Origin of the sequence: Actinoplanes sichuanensis, from assembly GCF_033097365.1 — a bacterium.
GTDB classification, from domain to species: Bacteria; Actinomycetota; Actinomycetes; order Mycobacteriales; family Micromonosporaceae; genus Actinoplanes; species Actinoplanes sichuanensis.
Window position 1 is genome coordinate 5,961,230 of record NZ_AP028461.1, and the last position, 21,547, is coordinate 5,982,776.

General features: G+C 70.7%; 22 protein-coding genes and 1 riboswitch. Of the genes, 7 read left to right on the forward strand and 15 right to left on the reverse strand.

The genetic code is table 11. The features are described from left to right. Positions 1–38: 38 nt before the first annotated feature. Positions 39–1,478: an ATP-binding protein gene (locus Q0Z83_RS27495; RefSeq protein WP_317796894.1), complete on the forward strand. Its 1,440-nt coding sequence runs from the start codon at positions 39–41 to the stop codon at positions 1,476–1,478. 121 nt (positions 1,479–1,599) lie between these two features. On the opposite strand, the gene Q0Z83_RS27500 is transcribed toward Q0Z83_RS27495, so the two are convergent. Then, positions 1,600–2,307 (reverse strand): Pr6Pr family membrane protein, encoded by a 708-nt coding sequence (locus tag Q0Z83_RS27500; protein ID WP_317796895.1) that lies wholly within the window; start codon positions 2,305–2,307, stop codon positions 1,600–1,602. A 73-nt stretch (positions 2,308–2,380) separates the two neighbouring features. Between Q0Z83_RS27500 and Q0Z83_RS27505 the strand changes: the two genes are divergently transcribed. Together Q0Z83_RS27505 and Q0Z83_RS27510 are read left to right on the forward strand one after the other, a co-directional pair. Beyond that, positions 2,381–4,204, forward strand: a complete 1,824-nt coding sequence (locus Q0Z83_RS27505) for an SCO2524 family protein (protein WP_317796896.1) — start codon at positions 2,381–2,383, stop codon at positions 4,202–4,204. Positions 4,205–4,244: 40 nt separating this feature from the next. Continuing rightward, the gene (locus Q0Z83_RS27510; RefSeq protein ID WP_317796897.1) at positions 4,245–4,976 is read left to right on the forward strand and encodes a GNAT family N-acetyltransferase; all 732 of its coding nucleotides are present in this window, start codon (positions 4,245–4,247) and stop codon (positions 4,974–4,976) included. On the opposite strand, the gene Q0Z83_RS27515 is transcribed toward Q0Z83_RS27510, so the two are convergent. Genes Q0Z83_RS27515 through Q0Z83_RS27525 form a run of 3 tightly spaced genes read right to left on the reverse strand, consistent with a single transcriptional unit; the run spans position 4,962 to position 7,994 of the window. Beyond that, positions 4,962–6,266: a sensor histidine kinase gene (locus Q0Z83_RS27515; protein ID WP_378079221.1), complete on the reverse strand. Its 1,305-nt coding sequence runs from the start codon at positions 6,264–6,266 to the stop codon at positions 4,962–4,964. The two genes, Q0Z83_RS27510 and Q0Z83_RS27515, sit on opposite strands and share 15 nt — an antisense overlap. A 39-nt stretch (positions 6,267–6,305) precedes the next feature. Beyond that, positions 6,306–6,986: a response regulator transcription factor gene (locus Q0Z83_RS27520; protein ID WP_109596522.1), complete on the reverse strand. Its 681-nt coding sequence runs from the start codon at positions 6,984–6,986 to the stop codon at positions 6,306–6,308. Positions 6,987–7,040: 54 nt separating this feature from the next. After that, positions 7,041–7,994: a dioxygenase family protein gene (locus Q0Z83_RS27525; RefSeq protein WP_317796899.1), complete on the reverse strand. Its 954-nt coding sequence runs from the start codon at positions 7,992–7,994 to the stop codon at positions 7,041–7,043. Positions 7,995–8,113: 119 nt separating this feature from the next. On the opposite strand from Q0Z83_RS27525, the gene Q0Z83_RS27530 reads away from it, so the two are divergent. Then, positions 8,114–9,295 (forward strand): LolA family protein, encoded by a 1,182-nt coding sequence (locus tag Q0Z83_RS27530; RefSeq protein ID WP_317796900.1) that lies wholly within the window; start codon positions 8,114–8,116, stop codon positions 9,293–9,295. Between the two features lie 56 nt (positions 9,296–9,351). Here the strand turns inward: Q0Z83_RS27530 and Q0Z83_RS27535 are convergent, their stop codons facing one another. From Q0Z83_RS27535 to Q0Z83_RS27565, 7 genes are all read right to left on the reverse strand, one after another. Then, positions 9,352–9,960: a tyrosine-protein phosphatase gene (locus Q0Z83_RS27535; RefSeq protein ID WP_317796901.1), complete on the reverse strand. Its 609-nt coding sequence runs from the start codon at positions 9,958–9,960 to the stop codon at positions 9,352–9,354. Between the two features lie 16 nt (positions 9,961–9,976). Then, positions 9,977–10,639: an HAD family hydrolase gene (locus tag Q0Z83_RS27540; protein ID WP_317796902.1), complete on the reverse strand. Its 663-nt coding sequence runs from the start codon at positions 10,637–10,639 to the stop codon at positions 9,977–9,979. Between the two features lies 1 nt (position 10,640). Beyond that, positions 10,641–11,129: a permease-like cell division protein FtsX gene (locus Q0Z83_RS27545; protein WP_317796903.1), complete on the reverse strand. Its 489-nt coding sequence runs from the start codon at positions 11,127–11,129 to the stop codon at positions 10,641–10,643. Further along, positions 11,129–11,599 (reverse strand): hypothetical protein, encoded by a 471-nt coding sequence (locus Q0Z83_RS27550; protein ID WP_317796904.1) that lies wholly within the window; start codon positions 11,597–11,599, stop codon positions 11,129–11,131. The genes Q0Z83_RS27545 and Q0Z83_RS27550 overlap by 1 nt, the downstream gene beginning before the upstream one ends. An 11-nt stretch (positions 11,600–11,610) precedes the next feature. Then, entirely contained in the window at positions 11,611–12,345 is a 735-nt protein-coding gene (locus Q0Z83_RS27555) for a phosphatase PAP2 family protein (RefSeq protein WP_317796905.1), read from the reverse strand. Positions 12,346–12,434: 89 nt separating this feature from the next. Further along, complete coding sequence (locus tag Q0Z83_RS27560; protein WP_317796906.1) at positions 12,435–13,439, reverse strand: tetratricopeptide repeat protein; 1,005 nt, start codon at positions 13,437–13,439, stop codon at positions 12,435–12,437. Positions 13,440–13,491: 52 nt separating this feature from the next. Next, on the reverse strand, positions 13,492–14,841 hold the full coding sequence (locus Q0Z83_RS27565; RefSeq protein WP_317796907.1) for an ATP-binding protein: 1,350 nt from the start codon (positions 14,839–14,841) through the stop codon (positions 13,492–13,494). Positions 14,842–15,218: 377 nt separating this feature from the next. Between Q0Z83_RS27565 and Q0Z83_RS27570 the strand changes: the two genes are divergently transcribed. Then, on the forward strand, positions 15,219–15,899 hold the full coding sequence (locus Q0Z83_RS27570; protein ID WP_317796908.1) for a DivIVA domain-containing protein: 681 nt from the start codon (positions 15,219–15,221) through the stop codon (positions 15,897–15,899). 61 nt (positions 15,900–15,960) lie between these two features. Here Q0Z83_RS27570 and Q0Z83_RS27575 read toward each other — a convergent pair whose 3' ends face one another. Further along, positions 15,961–16,995 carry an epoxide hydrolase family protein gene (locus Q0Z83_RS27575; protein ID WP_317797144.1) on the reverse strand — a complete coding sequence of 345 codons (1,035 nt, stop codon included), beginning with the start codon at positions 16,993–16,995 and terminating at the stop codon, positions 15,961–15,963. A gap of 60 nt (positions 16,996–17,055) precedes the next feature. Between Q0Z83_RS27575 and Q0Z83_RS27580 the strand changes: the two genes are divergently transcribed. Further along, positions 17,056–17,478, forward strand: coding sequence for a MarR family winged helix-turn-helix transcriptional regulator (locus Q0Z83_RS27580; RefSeq protein ID WP_317796909.1), 423 nt, complete (start codon positions 17,056–17,058; stop codon positions 17,476–17,478). A gap of 50 nt (positions 17,479–17,528) precedes the next feature. Here the strand turns inward: Q0Z83_RS27580 and Q0Z83_RS27585 are convergent, their stop codons facing one another. The 3 genes from Q0Z83_RS27585 to Q0Z83_RS27595 all read right to left on the reverse strand — a co-directional run bounded on the left by Q0Z83_RS27585 (position 17,529) and on the right by Q0Z83_RS27595 (position 20,050). Continuing rightward, positions 17,529–18,485, reverse strand: a complete 957-nt coding sequence (locus Q0Z83_RS27585; protein WP_317796910.1) for a C40 family peptidase — start codon at positions 18,483–18,485, stop codon at positions 17,529–17,531. Positions 18,486–18,534: 49 nt separating this feature from the next. Continuing rightward, positions 18,535–18,667: riboswitch (cyclic di-AMP (ydaO/yuaA leader) on the reverse strand. Positions 18,668–18,791: 124 nt separating this feature from the next. Next, a complete protein-coding gene (locus Q0Z83_RS27590) occupies positions 18,792–19,700 on the reverse strand; it encodes a M56 family metallopeptidase (RefSeq protein ID WP_317796911.1) in 909 nt (302 codons plus the stop codon). Then, entirely contained in the window at positions 19,697–20,050 is a 354-nt protein-coding gene (locus Q0Z83_RS27595) for a BlaI/MecI/CopY family transcriptional regulator (RefSeq protein ID WP_317796912.1), read from the reverse strand. The genes Q0Z83_RS27590 and Q0Z83_RS27595 overlap by 4 nt, the downstream gene beginning before the upstream one ends. A 73-nt stretch (positions 20,051–20,123) precedes the next feature. Between Q0Z83_RS27595 and Q0Z83_RS27600 the strand changes: the two genes are divergently transcribed. Then, on the forward strand, positions 20,124–21,536 hold the full coding sequence (locus tag Q0Z83_RS27600) for a cytochrome ubiquinol oxidase subunit I (RefSeq protein ID WP_317796913.1): 1,413 nt from the start codon (positions 20,124–20,126) through the stop codon (positions 21,534–21,536). Positions 21,537–21,547: the final 11 nt, after the last annotated feature.

The following is a 21,547-nucleotide window of genomic DNA, read 5'->3' on the forward strand; positions in this document are numbered from 1 at the left end:
CAATCTACCTAGACTCGATCTACCACGAGGAGGTGGCCGTGTTCGTCGGCAGGCGTACTGAACTATCCCTCCTGACGCGGCGGCTCGATCACATCTCCCGCAATGGCACAGGACTCTCCGTCGCCATCCGAGGCCGTCGCCAAGTCGGTAAGTCCCGCCTGGTTCAGGAACTCTGTGATCGCTCCGGCCTGCCGTACCTCTACTTCACCGCGGTCAAAGGCGCCTCCATCACCGAATCGACCAACCAGTTCCTCAGCGCGCTGGCCGATTCCGACCTCCCGAACGACCACGCACTGCTGCCGACCAGCGCACCTCCCGGCGGCTGGAGCGACATGCTGCGGATCCTCGCCGGTTCGCTTCCGGATCGACCCTGCATCGTCGTGCTCGACGAAATACCCTGGCTCACCGAGCAGGACGACACCTTCGACGGGCAACTGCAAGTCGTGTGGGACCGGCTTCTGTCCCGCCGCCCGGTTCTCCTGCTGCTCCTCGGCAGCGACCTGCACATGATGCAGCGCCTCACCGCCTACGACCGCCCCTTCTACGGCCGCGCTGACAACCTCGTGCTCGGCCCCCTCAACCTCGCCGAAACGGCCACGGCGACCGGGTTGACCGGGTCCGACGCCATCGACGCGCACCTGATCACCGGCGGTCTACCCGGTACTCTGTTGCGCTGGCCGACCGGAACGAGCGCCGACGACCACCTCCGTGTCGAATGTGCCGACCCGGCCTCACCGCTGTTCGCCGTACCCGAACAATCCCTCGCCTCGGAATTCCCGAACCCGGACGTCGCCCGCCGCGTCCTGGAAGCAGTCGGCGGCGATACCCGCGCCTTCGCCAACATCGCCAGTACCGCCGGCGGTCGGGGTGGACAGGTGCCCTCCGGCACACTGTCTCCGTTACTGAGGCAACTCACCGAGGACAAGCAGGTCCTGGCGGCCGACCAGCCACTGTCGACCAGCGGCGGCAAACCCACCCTCTACCGAGTCACCGACACCAACCTCCGCCTGTACCTCGCCATCTTTCGCGACGTCCACAACCTGGCTCGACGCGGCCGACCCGACGCCGGCTACACCCTGTTCACCAACCGCTGGACCAGTTGGCGCGGCCGAGCGGTCGAACCCCTGATCCGCACCTCGCTGGAACAGGCCGCGATCATCGGCGCCCTGCCCTGGCCGGAGACTCAGGTCGTCGGCGGCTGGTGGAATCGCCAGTTCAATCCCGAGATCGACCTGGTCGGCGCCGACACCGCGCCCGTCGCCTCCCGGATCCACTTCTGCGGGTCACTGAAATGGCTCGGCAAGCCGTTCGACACCCACGACCTGCGCCAACTCCAGAACGGCGCGGCCCAGGTCCCAGGCTTCGACCCCGACCGAACCGGGTTGATCGCCGTCAGCCGGTCCGGCACCGACCTACCGGACGGCGCCGTCGACGTCGCCTGGACGCCGGACGACGTGGTCACCGCCTGGCAACCCTGAGCCGATCTCCGCACGAAACACCGCCTCACACCTGAGCCGAAGGAACAGGTATGGATCACATAGGCCTACCGCCGCCGAATACGGATCCTGGAAACACAAGGAGAGGCCATCGGCGGAACCGTCAGGTGACGCGGGGAGTCTCGGACTCCGCGGCGGAACCCGAGATTGCCACGACGGCGGCCGGCGCCTCGGGTGCGGCCGGCGATCCGCCGGGCAGTCGGGTGTCGAGGAGGCGCAGCGCGGCGCCGAGCAGCACCGCGATCAGCACCACCACGCCGAGGTTGATCAGCACCGCGGGGTAACCCCAGCGGGAGACGTCGGTGAACGGGTACGGGTACCAGTCGGTGGCCGCGCCGTGGGCCAGTGTCCACGTGATCCACAGGAGGGGCCAGACCGACGCCCACGCCAGGGTTCGGGCGTCGATCCGCCGGTGGGGGCCGAAGAACAGCCAGCCGGCCAGGGCCGTCCACGGGGCGATGTAGTGGAAACCGAGGTCGGCCCACCAGGCGGCGCCCTGCGGGTTGCTCTGACCGGCCAGGATCGTGCTGTAGACGATGCCGGTGATCACGATCCCGAGCAGCGCGTCGAGGCGGACGATCCGCCACAGCCGGCCGTCCCGGTGCGGGTTCACGGTCAGTGCGGCGATCGCGGCGAGCAGCAGCAGGTTGCTCTGAATGGTGAAGTAGCTGAACAGCCGCTCGAACCGGGTGACGGCGGGTTCCCCGCCACGGGTCGCGGTCAGCGTGATCTGGGTGATCAGCGACGCGAACACGATCAGGGCGAGCACGCCGTGCCAGACCCGGGACGCCGCAGCTCTGTCGATCTTCACGGGGCGGAAGGCTATCAGGACCCGAGCCAGTACGGTTACACGAGAAGTAACCCCGTCGATGCGGAGGGGCACCATGAGACTTCAACCACGCCAGGAACTGCTGTCGGTGTGGAAGGCGATCACCGAGTGGTGCGGACCCGCTGATTCGTTTCGTTGGGCGGACCGCGATGGCAGCAACTCCATCAGCGACGCCGAGTTGCTCCTCTGCCTGCTGCTGCCGCCGCTGAAACTGCCCGATATCCGCTACGACCGTCCTGACCAGACCGAGGCCGGGGTCCGCACGGCACTCGCCGGATTCGGCAGCCCGGTCGAGATTTCGCAACGCGTCGTCGGTCTGCTCGGCGAATTCATGACGCGGCACTCCGATCCGGAGACCGGACTGCCCACGTTCGCCGCCGGCAACTACCTCACCACCGCGCCCGGCGACGAGGCGGAGCCCACCCCGGAGCAGCTCCGACTGGAGGTGGTGGACTCCTTCGCCACCTCGATCGCGCTCTGCCTGTCGGCGCTGCGCTTTCTCCGCGGCTACCGCCGGCAGGTGCAGCGCGGAAACCATCTGGAGGAGATCGCACGGGTCGAGATCGCCACCCAGAAGAGGCTCACCGCGGCCATGGCCGGCCTGCAGCGGAGTTTCACCGTCAGCGTCTTCGAGTCGAACAGTCCGGAGGGGCGGGCCCTGCGGGAGAACGTCTACCCCGGCTTGAACCTTCCGAACGTGGTCAGGCGGATCCGGGAGGCTCTGACCACCGTCGAGGCCGGCCTCTCCGAGCTCGGTGTCAACGCCGAGCAGGTCGAGGACCTGAGGCTCAGTCCGAACAAGCTGTTCGAGTGCGGCTGGTCGTGGGGCGTCGTGCAGGGCGCGGACATGGTGAAGACGCAGCCCGGTTACGCCGAACCGGTCCCCTATCTCTACTTCACCGTGGTGGCGGTCGACGGCATCCGCGACCTGCTCGCCGAGGAGACCCGGCTGGAGGGCCTCCTCACCGAGGAGCAGCGTGCCCTGAGCAACACCCTCAAGCTCCAGTGGGAGCTGGCCCAGAGGTACTGGTCGACCATCGCCACCATGGGCGAGCAGCGATGGCCGGTCGAGGAGCTCCCGTGGCGGACCACCGCCGAGGCGGAGAGCGACTACTACAGCCTCCTGGTGCTGTCGCTGGTCCGGCACGCGCTCGGCGACCGCAACGCGCCGCAGGCCGATCTGACCCGCGTCGGCCGGGTGCTGGAGGACCTGGCCGACCGTGGCCGCATCCGCCGCCGGCCACTGGCCAACGATCCGGCCCTCGACCTGCACCAACCGGGCCGGTGGGTCCATCTGGGCGGCGCGACCCTGGTCGGCCCGGACGCACCGCGGGTCGGCCGGCGTCTCGGCGAGCTGTCCAGCCTGGTGTTCGGCCGGGCGCTCGCTCTCGCCGCCCAGGTCAACGACTCGCCGGAGCGGGCGCGGCTGATCGCGCTGGCCGACGACGTCTGGGAGCACCTGAAACGTCGCCGGCTGCGCCACGGGCGGGGCGCCGACCTGTGGGACGATCCGGCGAACGTCTTCCCGAGCCTCATCCACCGTGACGAGCCGAGCTGGTACCACACCCTTCGTGTGGTGCGGTGCATGGGCGTCGCAGCCGAACTGATCAGGAGCGACCCGCCACCAGGTCCGGCCCTCGCCGCCCTGGCCGCCGAGTTGCTCGCCGAGGCCCAGAACGTGTTCGCCCGGGAACAGCTGCGCGGCTCCGGCGAAGGGGGTCCGGCCCTACGCGACAGTCTCAACCGGCAGTCCATCAACCTGAGCCGGGCCCGTCAGATGTTGCGGACACAACCCGGCACGGCATCGGTGCACCTGCTGGAGGTGCTCCGCGAGCTGGACAGGCTCGCCGCCGTTCGGGAAAACCAGGCCGGGATCTAGGGTGCCGGCGTTCACGGCCTCCGCCCGGGGAGGCACCGGTGTGAATGTGGTGTTGCTGCACACTCCGGCGCACCTCGACGCCGCCGCCGAGTTGCTCCGGTCCGTGTGGCAGGCCCGCACCGAGGCCGAGAGACTCTCGGTGATCAGCACGACGACACTGCGCTCGCTCAGCCACTCCGGCAACTATGTGGCGGGCGCCTTCGACGGCACCGGCATGGTCGGCTGTGCCGTGGGCTGGGCCGGGCTCGGCCCGTCCGGCCCGCCGGACCACATGTATGTGGACATCACCGGCGTCGCCCGCACCAGGCAGGGGCTGGGGGTCGGGACGGCGATCCGGCTGCACCAGCGCCGCTGGGCGCTCGACCGCGGTCTACGCAGGATGCGCTGGACCTTCGATCCGCTGGTGGCCCGCAACGCCTATTTCAACCTGTGCAAGATCGGCGCGACGGTCACCTCGTTCGAAGCGGACTTCTACGGCCGGCTCGACGACGGCACCAACACCGATCAGACCACGGACCGGTTCACCGTGGACTGGGACCTCACGGCCACCGCCGTCGGGCGGTACGCGTCGATCGAACCCGGGGCCGAGCTGATCCCGATCCCGGCCGACATCACCGCGCTCCAGCGCAGCGACCCGGCCCGCGCCCGGCGGGAGCGCCTGAGCGTGCGTGACCGCCTACGGTCACTGCTGGACCGCGGCTACCACATCGCCGGTCTGAGCGAGCACCACGACTATGTCCTGCTTCCGCCGTCGTGGTCACGACTTCGGTAGCCGTACCTCCACTCGAAGCCCTGGGTGATTGTCGCCCAGGGTGACCGAACCGCGATGCCGGCGCACCAGCTCGCGGACGATGGCGAGGCCGAGGCCGGAACCGCCCGCATCGCGGGCCCGGGCGTCGTCGAGGCGGGTGAACCGTTGAAAGACCCGTTCCCGATCCGGCTCCGGAATGCCGGGGCCGTCGTCGGTGATCACCAGGACCAGCTGCGGACCGTCCTCGGCGGCCGACACGGTGACCCGGGAACGCTTGTGCCGGACCGCGTTGTCGAGCAGGTTGGTCACCACCCGGGCCAGCGCGTCCGGCTCCGCGAGCAGCGGCAACGGCTTGCCCGGGTCGTCGAAACCGACGTCCGGGTAGCGTTCGGCGGCCTCCCCGACGAACTGGGCCAGGTCGATCTCCTCGAGCCTCGCGCTGGGCACGCCCTCGTCCGAGCGGGCCAGCAGCAGCAGGTCGTCGACCAGCCGGGACAGTCGCTGCACGTCGGCGAGCAGGTCGTCGGCGAGTTCCGGCCAGTCGGTGTCGTCCGGTAGGCGCTGCGCCACCTCCAACTCGGTGCGCATGTTGGTCAGCGGGCTGCGCAGCTCGTGGGCGGCGTCGGCGACGAAGGCGCGCTGACGCGCGCGGGCGGCATCCAGCCGGTGCAGCATGTCGTTCAGGGTCACCGCGAGACGGTGCACCTCGTCCTTCGAGTCCGGTACGGGCAACCGCCCGGCCCTGGTCCCGCCGGTGATCTCCTCGGCTCCCGACCGGAGCGCGTCGACCGGCCGCAGGGCCGCTCCGAGCGCCCGCCACAGCCCGGCCGCGAGGAGCGCCACCAGCAGCGGATACAGGATCAACAGGGTGATCTTGAGGATGTGCACGCTCTGGGTGATCTGCCCGGTGGGCCGGGCCACCAGGATCCGCAGTGGCGAGGTCGGCGGACCGGCGGTGACCTGGACGACGTGCACGTCGCCGCGGACACCGATCCGCTCGCCCGGGATGGTGCGGCTGTCGCCGTCGTCGAGGCGGGCCATCTCGTCGGAGTAGAGCATCGGCACCAGCCGATCGGCGGTGGCCGACACCGCCTGGATCGATCCGTTCTCGTCGATCACCTGCACCTGCACACCGGGGCTGACCGGAATCGGGTTGGGCAGCGAACTCTGCTCGACGAGGGCGGCCACGCCACGGGCGGTGCTCATCGCGTCGCTGTGCACCGAACGGATCTGCGCGTAACCGAGGACCACGGTGAGCAGCACCCCACCGGCGGCCAGACCGAGTGTCATCCCGGTCGCCGACACGAGCAGCAGCCGGGCCCGCAGGCTGAGCTCCCTGATCCGGCGCATCTAGCCGACCGGGGTGCCCGGCTCGACGACCGCCAGCCGGTAGCCGGCGCCACGCACCGTCTCGAGCCGGTCGCGGCCGATCTTGCGGCGCAGGTAGCCGACGTACACCTCGACGGCGTTCGGCGCGGTGTCCAGGGCGGCGTCCCACACGTGGTCGAGCAGCTCGGTCTTGGAGACGACCTGGCCGGGCCGGCGCATCAGATACTCCAGCAGCGCGAACTCGCGGGTGGTCAGGGTGACCTCGGCGCCGCCGACCAGGACCCGGCGTTCCGCCGGATCCAACTCGACGTCACCGAACGCGAGCACCACCGGGCGGGCCTGGGCGCCGCGACGCAGCAGGGCACGGAGCCGGGCGAGGAGCACGACGTACGAGAAGGGTTTGGTCAGATAGTCGTCGGCACCGCAGTCGAGGCCGTCGGCCTGGTCGTACTCGCCGTCCTTGGCGCTGAGCATCAACACCGGCAGCCAGTGCCGTTCGGCGCGCAGCTGCCGCACCACCCGGTAGCCGGACAGGCGCGGCAGCATCACGTCGAGGATCATCGCGTCGTAGCCGCCGTGCCGGGCCATCTCCAAGCCGTCCTGGCCGTCGGCGGCGACGTCCACCGCGAAACCCTCGGCCTGCAGGCCCCGTCGCAGCGCAGCGGCGAGCCGCGCCTCGTCCTCCACCACCAGCACCCGCACACCAATACCCTGCCACGTGGGCGCCCGTTTCCCGGAGCAGCTCTCAGCGATCTCTCAGCGGCTCGGCGGCGGGCCGCCCGGACCACCCGGCCCACCGGAGGGCGGCGGACCGCCCATCCCGCCCGACGGTGGAGCGCCGGGTGCGCCCGACGGTGTTCCGTCCCCGCTGAGCTGCCCGCCGGTCGGTGTCGTCGTGGTGTCCACGCCCACCTCGAGGGTCACCGCGTAGCCGCTCATCGGGCTGCCGGTGACGGTCGCCGACTGCAGTGCGCCGGAGTCCTCGCCGAACACGTTGTCGCTGTCCAGGGATACCTGGGCGAGGTTGGTGACCGACGCCTCGTACCCGGTCTGCTGGTAGGCCTCGTCGCAGGTCTCCTTGGGCAGCGCGACCTGGGAGGTGGCGATCGCCTTGGACGCGTCGACGATGCTCGCCTGGTCCGGGTAGACCTCGAAGTGGATGTGCGGCCAGCGCCCGGTGTAGCAGGCCGGGAAGATGCTGGTGAACTTCACCTCGCCGGCGTCGTCGGCGATCTGCACACCGCGCAGGTAGTTCTCCCCGGTGACGCCGGTCGAGTAGAGCGAGTAGGCCCCGGCCCGGTCACAATGCCAGACGTAGACGGCCACCCCCGCGAAGGCCGCCCCGGCGTTGGCCAGGTCCTTGAGACTGAGCGTGAGAGTGATCGGCACGCCCTGGGCCGTGCCGGTGGCGGTGCCGAAGCTGGACGTGATGTCGCTGCGGACCACGCCGCTCTCGGTGAGCACGTTCGGCCCGTTCGACCCGTCCCCCGGGTACGGCCCGGCGGTCTCGTTCGGGATCTCGCCGAGCACCGTCTTCTCGGTGGTGGCGGTCTCCTCCGCGCCGCATCCGGCCAGGCCGGCGGCGATCGCGCCGAGCCCGAACACCCGCAGCACCTGCCGTCGCCGCATGGTGCCCAGGTCGAAGGCCAGGCCCTGGTCGTAGACGTCCTCGCCGGGCCGGGGCAACGGCCGTCCCTCGTAGCTATCCATCAAAGTCTCCTTTGTCGGATATGAACCTATCGGCCGACCAACCCCTAGGGGACCTTCTCAGCCGGATCACAGCGGCCCGCGGGCAGAGTGGGTTCCACGAGATTCGGGAGGTGGACATCGTGTCTGCATTGAGGTCCAGGCCGGCACTGCGCTGGTTGGTCCCGTCGGCGGCGGCGGTACTGGTCATCGGGGGTGGCGCAGCGGCCGGAACCATCGTGGCGAACGCGGATCCGGCACTGCCGGACCGTAGCGCCGCTCAACTGCTCGTCGATCTGCAGAGCGCAGACCCGTCGGGCTTCTCCGGCACCGTGGTGCAGAGCGCCGATCTGGGTCTGCCGGGCATCGCGGGGCTGCTCGGGAACGTGAGCGGCGGCAGCGGCAACCTGACCAGCCTGATCGCCGGCAGCAACACCGCTCGCCTGTGGTACGCCGGTGAGGAGAAGATGCGGTTCTCGCTGCTCGGTACGAACAGCCAGACCGACGTGATCCGCAACGGCTCCGACGTGTGGATCTGGGACAGCAAGGAGAACTCCGGCACGCACCTGAAGGTGCCGGCCGGCGCGGCCACCGCCGAGGCGGCTCCGTCGAGCTCGCTCACCCCGCAGCAGGCGGCCGACGCGGCGCTGGCCGCGATCGACGACAGCACCAAGGTCGAGACGACGGGTGCCGCCGAGGTGGCCGGGCGGGACGCGTACGAGCTGGTGATCAGCCCGCGTGACACCGAGTCGCTGGTCGGTCAGGTGCGGCTGGCGATCGACGCGAAGGAGCACATCCCGCTGCGCGTCGACGTCTACGCGAAGAACACCACCAAGCCGGCGATCCGGGTGGCGTTCGAGCAGATCAACTTCGCTGTTCCGGACGACCAGCAGTTCGCGTTCAACCCGCCGGCCGGCGCGAAGATCTCCGAGGAGAACATTCCGGAGGACGCGCTGAAGGACGGCGGCCAGGAGGCGCACAAGAAGGCCGCCGAAGCGGAGAAGGCAGCCGCCGAGGCCGCCGCTGAGAAGGGCGACTTCAAGGTCGTCGGCGAGGGCTGGACCAGCATCGCCGTCGCCAAGGGGCCGACCGCCAAGGAGCTCGGGGAGCTCACCGGCAAGGCCGGCGAGCAGGGCGCCGAGGCGGCCGACGCCTCGAAGCTGGCCGAGGACTTCCTCGGCACGCTCCAGCCGGTGAGCGGTGCCTGGGGCAGCGGCAAGCTGCTGTCGGGCTCGCTGTTCACCGTCCTGCTGACCGACGACGGCCGGGTCCTCGCCGGCGCCGTCACCCCGGAGGCCCTGTACAAGGCGGCCGCCGCCAAGTAACAAGCTCCATCCTGAACTGCCGCGCCGGCTCTCCCCGGCGCGGCAGTTCGCATTTCTCACCCCAGCAGACGGCTCCGGACGGCGTCGATCTCGGCCGCGGTCACCCCATGACCCAGCAGGTACGGCTCGATGCCGCCGTACCTGCTCCGCGCATGTTCGAGGGTGTGGCTCATCGCCGCGGCCTCGGTGCCCGGGGTCGCCGCGTAGTCGGCGGCGATGTCGTCCGGCGCCACCCCGGCGACGCCGAGCAGGACGGCGGCCAGCAGTCCGGTCCGGTCCCGGCCGCCGTGACAGTGGATGATCACGGCGCCGGGCGGGGCGGCGGCGATCTCCTGGACGGCCTCGGCCACCCGTGCCCCGTTGTGGTCGAGCATCGGCGCGTAGGTGTGGTCGGGCGGGTCGTAGCCGAGCGGATCGGACAGCAGCGGCAGGTTGCGGTAGAACCCGTCGGCGGCGAACGGGCTCGGGGCCGCGACGCACTCGCGCGGCCAGCGCAGATCCAGGATCAGGGCCGGTGGCCGCTCCCGGAACACGGCGACCGCGGCCGGGGTCAGCAGCGCGTGGCTGTCCGAGCGGATCAGGGCGTTGTCGCGGATGCGGCCACCCCGGGCCGGGGTGCCACCGAGGTCACGGGCGTTGACGCAGTCGGGCCAGTCGAGTCGCACACCCGTGCAACCTAGGTCAGAACGTCAACTCGTCCAGGGTGCGGATCCGGCGTACGTCCGCGGTGGGGTGGGCGTCGAAACGGTCGAGCAGGACCGCGGGCAGGCCGACGGCCAGGGCGCCGTCGACGTCCTTGTCCAGGGAGTCGCCGACCATCAGCACCTCGGCGGCGGCCAGGCCCAGCAGGTCGAGGGTGTGCGTGTAGGCGCGCGGGTCCGGTTTGCCGGCCGGCAGGTTCGACGACGCCACCATCAGATCGATCTCCGGGGTCAGGCCCAGCCGGTCGATCTTGCGGCGCTGCTGGCCCTCGTCGCCGTTGGTCAGCACGGCCGCGGTCAGCCCGGCGGCCCGCACCCGGCGCAGCGCGGGCACCGCGTCGCCGAAGACGGTCCAGCCCGCCTCGTAGCGTTCCAGATAGCCGGCGAACAGCCGGTCCGCCTCGGCGTCGGTCAACTCGGCGGCCAGGAAGGAGCGGACCCGCTCCCGGCGCTGCCCGGTGAAGGTGATCTCACGTCTCTGGTAGCGGGCGTAGTGCCGTTCGGACACCGCCGCCCAGCGGGCCGGCACATCCGGGCCGGTGACCCCGAGCCCCTCGGCCCAGGCGACGACCGCCGCCCCGGAGGCGGTCACCTGGTCGACGAGGGTGTCGTCGAGGTCGAAGACGACGGCCCGAAGAGTCATCTCAGCACTCGAACACGGACTGGAGGCGGCCGTCGCCGGAGAACTCGGCGACCACGAGATCGGCTACACCCGGGCTCTTCTTCAGGCCGGCGAACGGCTCGCAGTCGAAACTGCGGCCGGAGGTGACGAGCAACAACGACCGCGGCACCGACTCGCGGGTCACCGAGTCGGGCACGGGATCGCCGTCCGCGGCGTAGATCTCGGTGAGACGCGCCAGGGCCTCCTCCTCGGTGCGCACCCGGACGTCCTCGTCGTGCGGCAGTCCGTCCAGATCGGCGCGGACGGCGTCCCAGTGCTCCGGGGTCGCCGCCTTCTCGAAGTGGACGGCGACCTCGTAGCGGTGGACGGGCACGTACCGCCAGCCGGTGAGCAGGAGCACGGCCATCGTGATGACGACACCGAGCAGAGCGAAGGCCCCGGCGAACACGAGACGCGCCCGGCCGGCCCGCCGTGGGACGGGTACCGGTTCGGTCTGTTCCACGACGCTCATCAGCAGCTGTACCCCGATTCCCGACCGGTGCCGGTGTCGGTCCGGGTGATGTCCAGCCGGTCCACCGCGGTGTCGTCGCTGATGCCCTTCAGCGCGTCGCAGTCGAGGCTGCGGCCGCTGGTGGAGATGATCAACTGCTCCTGCATGGCGTCGGCGGTCTCCGAGGCGGGTAGTTCCCCGGTCTCGCCGACCATCCACGTGCGGAACGCCTCGAAGATCTCCTCCTTGGTCCGGACCCGCAGCGCCTCGCCGGGGAAGGCCGCACGCAGGGCCGCGCCCAATGCGTCCCGCTGCTGCGCGGTGGCCTCCTTCTTGAGCACGACCGTCATGTCGAAGCGCTGGACCGGCACATGCCGCCAGCCGCCGAGCAGCAGGACCGCCACGGTCAGCGCGGAGCCGGCCAGCATGGAGAGCCCGGCGATCAGGGCGGGCAGCCGCCAGGAGCGCGACGGCGCCGGGGTGTCGATCACGGTGGATCAACCTACCCGACGGCCGCGAGCGGGAGCGGACCGGCCGGAACGGGCAGCGGGCGCTGATGACGCAGCACGGTGCAGGCGACGGCGAGCAGGACGGCCGCGGCCACGGCGTCGAGCCAGTAGTGGTTGCCGGTGGCGACCACCACCAGCAGCGTGATCGCCGGGTGCAGCAGCCACAGTGCCCGGTACCGGTTCGTGGTGGCGGTGATCAGGGCGATCGCGACGAGCAGCGCCCAGCCGACGTGCAGCGAGGGCATGGCGGCGTACTGGTTGGCGAGCTGGTCGGTCTCCGGCGGGCCGTAGACGGCCGGGCCGTAGAGACGGCCGAGATCCAGCATTCCGGTATCGGTCAGCATTCGCGGTGGCGCCAGCGGCATCAGGAAATGTACGGCCAGAGCACCCGCGGTCAGCAGCACGATGACGTTGCGCGTCCACCGGTAGTGGGCCGGGCGCCACCGGAAGAGCCAGATCAGGCAGGCCGCGGTGGCCGGGAAGTGGACGTACGCGTAATAGCTGTTCGCCGCCTCGATCAGGCCGTTCCAGCCGAGCAGGGACTGCTGAACGGCCAGTTCACCGGGCAGGCGCAGCCACCGTTCGGCGTCCCAGACCGCCCGCGCGTTGCGGAACGCCTCGTCCACGTGGCCGTTGGCGGCGACCCGGGCCACCTTGTAGACCAGGAACAGGGCGGCGATCAGGGCTGGTTCCCGTAGCGCGGACAACCTTCGTGCATCGCTCGCCATGGCGCCCCCTGTCGATCAAGGGGCATAGCATCCGCCGATCTTGCAGTTTGTGCAAGATTCATATCAAAAAGAGTGAGGTAACCCGCTGTTCACCTACGCTCCACGGCGCCGGCCGTCAGCAGCGCCGCCACGGCGACCACCGCCAGGGCCGCCGTCAGCCAGTGCGGGCTCACGGCGTACCAGAGAAGAAGATGGACCGAACCGCTCGCGGCGAGCAGACCGGCCCCGATCGCCCGGCGCGTCCGGGTCGGCAGCAGGCCGACACACAGCCACGGCAGGCGGCCCGCGGGCAGCAGCACCCGCACCGCCAGACCGACCGTGACCAGCGCCATCACCAACGCCGCGCCGCGGGCCAGCAGCGACGCCGGATCCCACAGACGGTCGGCCAGGGCCGGCACGATCACCATCGGGAGACCGACCGGCAGACCGCGCCGCAGACCGGCCAGCAGGCCTCGGATCGGCCAGCTGAGGGCGGCGGCGCCGTACCGGTCGGGATGGTCGGAAGCCAGTTCACGCAGACCCCGCATCGCATCGCGGACCCGCAGTCTCTCGGCGTCCAGCAGGGCGATCATCCACCGGCCCTCGGCGTCCTCCGGGTCCTCGGCCAGCGCCCGGGCCGCGGCCGTACGGGCGGCGTCCCGATCACCGGCGTCGCGTTCCACCTCGGCCAGCGTCAGCAGGTCCGGCACCGAGTGCGGGGCGATCGCCACCGCCCGGCCGGCCGCCGCGCGGGCCTCGTCGAACGCTCGGCGCAGCACCAGGCAGCGAGCCAGCGCCCGGTGCGGTTCCGGCCGGTCCGGAGCCAGCCGCACCGCCTCCCGGGCCGCGGTCTCCGCCTCGTCGTTGCGGGCCAGCAGCAGCAGGCACTCGGCGCGTTCGATGTGCACGACCGACTGGCCGGGCGCGGCGGTCACCGCGGCGTCGGCGAACTCCAGAGCGTCCGCGTAGTGCCCCTGAAGCCGCCGCAGACCGGCGAGCAGACCGAGCAGCTCGGCGTCGGCGGGCGTCTCGGCCAGTCCCTCACGGACCGCGGTCTCGGCCTGCGCCAGACGGCCGACACCGGCGAGCGCCCGGGCCCGCGCGGCGGCGTTCATCGGAGGGTGCGCTTTCCGAACTCGACGACCGACCCGGCGGACGCGGCCGCGTTCATCGGATCTTGCGCTTCTTCAGGTAGGCGGCCAGGTCGTCGTAGGCGCCGCTCTCGTTGGCGAACATCGCCACATTGCGGGCGGTGGCGAACCACGCGTCGGTGGACGGCCGCACCTCGCGGGCCGCGGCCAGCATGTCGCCCTGGTTGATCATGCGAATCTCGCCGGTGTCGATCGAGTCGCGCATCGCGTACTCGGCGGCGGTCTCGCACAGGTGCGCCAGATCCGCGCCGGAGTAGTGCTCGGTGGCCGCCGCGACCGCGTCCAGATCGATGCCGGCGACCGGCCGGTCCCGCAGGTGGTACTCCAGGATCGCGGCCCGGGCCGGTGCGTCCGGCGGCAACACGAGCACGGTCCGGTCCAGACGACCGGGGCGGCGCAACGCCGAGTCGACATCCCACGGGGCGTTGGTCGCGGCGAGCACGAACACGCCGTCGTTACCGCCGTCCACACCGTCGAGTTCGGTCAACAGCTGATTCACCACGGTCCGCATCGAGGACTGCAGTTGACTGCGCTTGTGACCCAGTGCGTCGATCTCGTCGAGGAACAGCACACACGGTGCGTGTCCGCGGGCCGACTCGAACAGGTCGTGCAGGTTGCGTTCGGAGCTGCCGATCCACATGTTCAGCACATCGGTGATCGACAACGAGATGAACGCGGCGCCCATCTCCCCGGCGACCGCCCGGGCCAGGAACGTCTTGCCGCATCCGGGCGGCCCGTAGAGCAGCAGCCCGCCGCGCAGGCTCTTACCGAACAGGGTGCGCAGCTTCGGATTGCGCAGCGGCCCGAGGAACGACACCTCGAGCCGCTTCTTCACCTCGGTCATCCCGCCCACGTCGGCGAGCGTCACGGTGGACCGCTCGACGTCGAACGCCCGGTCGGCATGTCCGCGCACCGGGTCCGGCTCACCGTCGGCCCGCGCGAACCGCGGCGGCACCACATCACCGAACTGCTCCTCCATCGCCGCCCAGTCGATCCCGGCCCGATCATTCTTTCCAAGATCAACACCCGGCGGCGGTACGGCCGGAGCACCCCCGCCACCACCCGGACCGGACTCATCGCCCTCGCCACCCGAGCCGGAACCGCCATCAGCGAGCCCGTCACCCGAACCGGAAGCACCCGCCGAGCCGGAACCGCCGTCGGACGCGCCGCCGCCGAGGGCGCGTGCCATGAGCTGTTGCGCCGCCGCGTGGCCGGGCTCGCGGGCCAGGATCTGAGCGGCGTGCCCGATCGCCTCCGGGCCCCGGCCGGCCGCGACCAGAAGCTCGGCCAGGTGCAGCCGGAGCGTCAGATCGTCGGGTCGCGCCTCGACGGCGGCCACCAGGCTGTTGATCAAGGCATCGCTCATGAGAAGCGATTATGCCTCCGGCCCGCGCTACCCCGGTTACGGCCATCCGTCAGGTATCCGCCACACACGCCGTCGACCTGCGCTTTTCCCCGCGCGCGGGGGTGATCGCGGCGCGCTTACGCCTGCCGGATTCGGCACCGCCGGTTACGATTCGCCAGCGCACGTCCACGCCGGACCTTTCGGGCCGCCGTGCCGTAACCGGCCCTCCGGGCGTTGGTGCAGTTGGCGCCGATGTCGGGGCCGGGTGCCGGTGCGGTCGGCACCGACGTCCGGGACGGGTGTGAGCGAAGTCGAGACCGGCGTCGGGACGGGCGCCGGTGCTGTAGTCGAGGACGGGCGTTGTGCTGTAGTCAGGGACGCCGGGAAGCGAGGTAGGGATGCCGATCACTCCCGCAGACATCCACAACGTGGACTTCAAGAAGCCGCCGATCGGCAAGCGCGGCTACGACGAGGAGGAGGTCGATGCCCTCCTCGAGGAAGCGAGCCAGGAGATGCTGCGCCTGCTCGACGAGAACGGGGCGCTGACCGCCCGGCTGCGTGACGCGGGCGGCGGGATGGCCGATCCGGCGGCGCTGACCGCCGAGGTGGCCGAGCTGACCGCCCACCTGCAGTTCATGCGGGAGGGCCTGGCCCGGGCCGAGCATGAGGCCCGGGAGATGCAGGTCCAGTTGGAGCGGGCGCACGACGAGGTGCGGTCGGCCGCGCAGCCCCGGCCGGGTGGCGCGATCGACGACCGGGTGTTGCGGATGGCCCACCGGACCGCCGACGAGCACGTCCGGGACGCCCAGCGCGAGTCGGACGACCTGCTGGTCAGTGCCCGCGCCCAGGCCGATCAGCTGACCGGGGACGCGATCCGGACGGCGGACACGATCGAGTCCGACGCACGGCGGCAGCACGCCGAGGCGTTGGACGAGGTGGCCCGCGACCGGGCCGCCATGGTGGCCGAGATCGAGCGGCTGGACGAGCTGGCCCAGGACTACCGGTCGGCACTGGGCGACCACGTGGTCCGGCAGCTGCACGATCTGGAGGGTGGCACACCCGCACTGCCATCGGCCTGACGCACGCAACACCCGCCCGGCGCGGCCCGGAACACCGCGCGGGCGACCGAGCGGGCCGGGCTCACCGGCCGAAGAACGCGGTCACGTCCGCGGCGAACAGGTCGGGGACCTCCAGGGCGGCGAAGTGGCCGCCCCGGGGGAACTCGGTCCAGTGGACGACGTTCTCCCGCTGCTCGGCGAGCGGCCGGATCGACTGGACGATGTCGCCCGGCAGGACCGCGACACCGAGCGGGACCCGGCTGCCCTCCGGCGGGCCGCTCTCCTTGACGATCCGGGCGGCCGATCCGGCGGTCCGGAACAGCCAGTGATGGGCCACGTTCGCCACGATCCGATCGTCGGGGACCGGGGTGGCCGGGTCGGCCCAGTCGTCGAACTTCTCGCCCAGGAAGGCGAGCAGCCCGGCCGGTGAGTCGTTGAGTGCGTAGGCCGGGGTCTGCGGGGTCGCCGCGAACAGGATCTGGTGCGGGTGCCGGTTGGCGGCCAGCCGCATCGTCTTCGCCAACCGCTCCTGATCCGCCGGGCCCAGGCCGTCCGGCGAACCGGGGGTGGGCAGATAGTTGAGGTGCACCCCGACCACGTTCTCCGGGGCGACGGCGGCGAGCGCGCGGGAGACGCCGGAACCCCAGTCGCCGCCCTGCGCGCCGTAGCGGGGGTATCCGAGCCGGGACATCAGCTCGGCCCAGGCCTCGGCGACCCGCCGCACACCCCAGGGTCGAGTGGTCGGCCCGGACGGCCCGAACCCGGGGATGGCCGGGAGGACCAGGTGGAAGTGCTCGCTGAGCGGACCGATGACGTCCAGGAACTCCACCGTGGAGCCGGGCCAGCCGTGGGTGAGGATCAGCGGCAGGGCGTGCGGGTCGGCCGAGCGGACGTGGAAGAAGTGCACCCGGTCGCCGTTGATCTCGGTGATCTGCTGGGGCAGCGCGTTGAGCTCGGCCTCGTGGGCCCGCCAGTCGAAGTTCAGCCAGTGCCCGGCGAGCGCGCGGACCCGGTCGAGGGTGATGCCGTAGTCGGCGGGCGCCGCGTCCGGCCAGCGGGTGCGGCTGAGGCGGTCGGTCAGGTCGTCGAGTTCGGACTGCGGGACGGTGATCCGAATCGTTCATGTGGCTAACGTTAGTCGAACTAACGTTAGTCGGTCCAATGTTATCGTCGTCACGTGGATCATCTGCCGAGCTGGCTGCTCTCCCAGGCCGCGTCGCACGCGCACCGGCTCGTCACCGACGGGTTCGGGGCGGTCGGCGCCAAGGGCTACCACTACCGGCTGCTGTCGTCGCTGGACTCGGACGGACCGGCCAGTCAGGCGGCGCTCGGGCGGCGCACCGGGATCTATCTGAGCGATCTGGTCGGGGCGCTCAACGACCTGGAGGCGGCGGGATACATCCGGCGGTCCCCCGACCCGGCCGACAAGCGCCGCAACGTCGTCGCGGTCACCCCGGCCGGACGGCACCGGGCCGCCGAGCTCACCGAGCGGGTGACGGCGATCCAGGACGAGCTGACAGCTCCGCTCTCACCGGCGGAAACGGAACAGCTCACCGGCCTCTTACGCAGACTGGTCGCGCACCACGACCGTACAAGATGATGAAGAAAGGCCGCCGTCAGACAGAGACGGCGACCTTTCCGCAGGGGTTGCTAAGCCGGCCGGCGATAGCCGGCGATCGGGCCCCGGTCGATCGTGGCCATCCGCACGTAGTCGCCCGTGTGCGGAGCGTGGACCACCATGCCGCCGCCGATGTAGATCGCGACGTGGTGCACGTCGGAGTAGTAGAAGACCAGGTCACCCGGCTGCAGCTCGCTGCGGCCGACCGACTTGGTGGATCCCCACTGATCCTTCGTGTAGTGCTCTAGATGCACACCGACCGCAGCCCACGCCGCCTGCGTCAGACCCGAGCAGTCGTAGCTGTTCGGGCCGTCCGAGCCGAAGACGTAGGGCTTGCCGATCAGGTCACACGCCCGCTGGGCGGCCCGGCCACCCTTGTCGTTCGTGTAGTCGACCGGGCACGGGCCGGTACGCAGCGGCCCGTCGTCGGCGTTCGCCTTGCCGTAGGCCGCGATCCGGAGCTTCTGGAGCTTTGTGATCTCCTTCTCGATGGCGACCTTCTTCGTCCCGAGATCCTTGTCGCGAACCTCGATCTCGGACTCGAGCTGGTCGACCTTGGCCTTGTCGGCGGCGTACTTGTCGCGGAGCTTCGACACCTCCGCGATCGACGCCTTCCGGTTGAACGCGAGCTGGTCGAGAAGCGTGAGCTTGTCCACCATGCCCGTCGGCGAACCGGTCAGGATCATCGCGTTGGTCATGTTCGGCGAGCCCTGCATGTACGCGTCGACGGCGAGGCCCCGCACCTGCACCATCGCGGCGTCCACCTGCTTCTGCAGCGGATCCAGCGTCTTCGCCAGATCCGTCTGCTGCTTGCGCAGCTTGACCAGCTTGGTGTGGGTGCCGTTGTAGTCCTCGATGACCGGCTCGAGCTGGTTCCACTCGTCGTCGATCTGCTTCTCGATCTGCGCCGGAGTGGGGTCGGCATGAGCGACGGTCGGACCCGTGACCAGGATTCCGGCCGCGACGGCCGCACACGTCAGAATGCGCATGAGGCCGGCGCGACGCGCGCCAATCCGTTTCACGCTGGTGCGTTGTCCTTTCTTCCCGTTCAGCCGCCGACCGGGTTAGCTGACGGGTTCGGGCGGGAAGTCTGCCCGGCCGCGTCGCCGCGGCTTCACCCCAGGTGCTCGGTTCCCCGGTTCGCGCTCGCGCGATTAGGCGGTGGTCCGCCAGATCGGCCGGGTGGCCGATGGGGGGCTGGGCGGACCGGGGACCACCGTACTCGGATCAAGACGGCAAATGAAGGTCGCACAGCCCGTCGAACTGTACGCACCGCCGGCGATACGGAGGGTGTTCTAAAACGGCCAGCTGTTCAGGGCCCGCGCCAGCCAGGGCACCACCACGATCACTGTGGGTAGTACCAGCAGGCCGGCGGCGGCGGTCACCCCCGCCGCGGTGAGGAGCGTCGAGCTTCGATCCGGACCGTCCAGACGGGCCAGCCGGCGCCGTCGGGATTCACCCTCCGGGTCGGCGGTCACCTCCTCCGCAAGGGGGACGGCGTCGATCAGCCGCGCCAGCGCGGCCCGCAACGGCACCGATCCGGTCCGGCGGCGGGCCGCGTCGTCGGCCACCATCTCCAACAGCAGATGTACGGCATCGAGCGGCGCCTTCGACCGGAGCGGCCCCGGCACCGCCCGGTAGAACGCGGTGAACGACTCCATCACCAGCTCGTGCCTGTGCCGCAGATGCGCCCGCTCGTGGGCCAGGACCGCGTCGACCTGTGCCCGGTCCAGCGTCTGCAGCACCCCGTCGCTGAGCACCACCCGGGGCTCCCGACCGGGCACGCAGTAGGCCAGCGGCAGCGCCCCGTCGAGCACCCGCACCTCGTCGCCACCCAGGTCCTCGTGGCGCTCGACCCGATCGAGCAGGTCGACCAGCATCCGGTGCCGGGCGCGGCGGGCCCGGGCCCGGGAACTCACCCGGACCAGCGAGACGACCAGCCGGATCACGATGGTCGCGGCCACCGCCAGGGAGAAGAGCAACGCGACCACCGTCTCCGGGTGACGGGCTCCGGCGGCGCGTGCGACCTCCTCGGGCGCGGCGAGGACCACACCGAGAGCACAGAGTACGGCGGTGAGCGTCAGTGACTGCCAGAGCAGGACACCGGCGACCGGGGCGCGATCGGTCCACCGGGCGCCCGCCAGGAGTCTCGGCGCGAGCAGCGAGAGTGTCAGCCCGAGGGCGCCGAGCAGGAGGGCGGTCACCGCTCGATGTTACGGGCCTTCTCGATCGCCGCCGTCAGCGCTTCGGGCGGCAACCGACCGACGAAGTAGGCCAGGGCCGCGTCCATGTCGGGGGTGGCGCTGAGCGCGTCGAGCATCACCCCGGCGGTCATCTCCTCGCGGGTCTGGGCCGGGGCGTACCGATAGGCGCGGTCGGCCCGCTGCTGGACGACGAGGCCCTTCTTGGCCAGCCGGTCCAGCACCGTCATCACCGTCGTGTACGCCAGATCGCGCTCACGACTCAGCAGGTCGTGCACCTGCCGGACGGTGAGCGGCTCACCCGCGTCCCACAACTTCGTCATGACCTCGCGCTCGAGGTCGTTCCTCGCCATGTGAGCCACTCTACTTCAACACGTCGTACTACACGTCGTAGTATCTACTACGAATCGTCGTAGAGGGGCTGCCATGGACGTGCTCGACCTGACCCGACTCCAGTTCGCGGTCGTGACGATCTACCACTACCTCTTCGTGCCGGTGTCGATCTCGCTCGCCTCGGCGGCCGCCGGATTCCAGATCGCCTGGATCCGCACGGCGAACGAGAAATACCTGCACCTGACCAAGTTCACCGGCAAGCTGCTGATCGTCACGTTCGCGGTCGGGGTGGTCACCGGGCTGGTCCAGGAGTTCCAGTTCGGGCTCGGGTGGAGCGCGTTCGCCAGGTTCTACGGCGACGTCTTCGGGCCCACCCTCGCGATCGAGGGGATGCTCGCGTTCTTCCTCGAGGCCACGTTCCTGGCACTGTGGTATTTCGGGTGGGACCGGCTGCCCCGATGGCTGCACACCGCCACCATCGTCGTCGTCGCCGTCGGGACGCTGCTGTCGGCCTACATCATCCTGGCCGCCAACTCGTTCATGCAGAACCCGGTCGCCTACGCCCTCGACCCGGAGACCGGGCGGGCGCATCTGACCAGCTTCACCGAGCTGCTCACCAACGAGGTGGTGCTGGCCGCCTTCCCGCACACCATGGGCGGCGCGGCGATGGCCGGCGGCGGGCTGCTGATGGCGATCGGGATCTGGCGGGTCTCGGCCGACGCCGCGTTCCGCACCCTGTCCCGGGCCGGGGCCTGGATGATGCTGCTCGGCGGGGCCGTCACCGCGATCAGCGGCGACCACCTCGGCAAAGTCATGACAGCCGTGCAGCCGATGAAGATGGCCGCCGCCGAAGCCCTCTACGAGACGACCACGTCGGCGCCGTTCTCGGTCTTCGCGATCGGGGAGCTCGGGCACGACCGGCCGTTCTTCAGCATCGAGATCCCGGGCCTGCTGTCCTTCCTCGGTACCGGGTCGTTCGGCGGGACCGTGCAGGGCATCGACGATCTCCAGGCCCTCTACACCGCCCAGTACGGGCCGGGCAGTTATGTGCCGATGATCCCGGTCGCCTTCTGGACGTTCCGGTTGATGATCGGGGCCGGCGTGCTCGGGATGGCGCTCGCCGCGTACCACCTCTGGTCCTCCTGGTCCTTCCCACGCCGCGTGCCGCTGCTGCCTTCGTTTCTCCAGCCCGGCGGTGGAACGCCCGGCTGGCTACGCCGGTTCGCGCTGCTCGCGCCGCTGCTGCCGGCGGCCGCCAACACGTTCGGCTGGGTGTTCACCGAGACCGCCCGGCAGCCGTGGCTCGCGTTCGGCATCTCCAAGGTCGCCGACGGCATCTCCCCCGGCCTGACCGGCGCCGAAGTGATCGCGTCGCTGGCCGGATTCACGCTGGTCTACGGCCTGCTGGCGGTCGCCTGGTGCCGCCTCGTCGTGCACCTGTCCCGCAAGCCGCTCACTCCGGCAGTCGAGGCCGCTGACGAGCCCGACCCGGTTCCCGCCTACTAGGAGCGACCTTC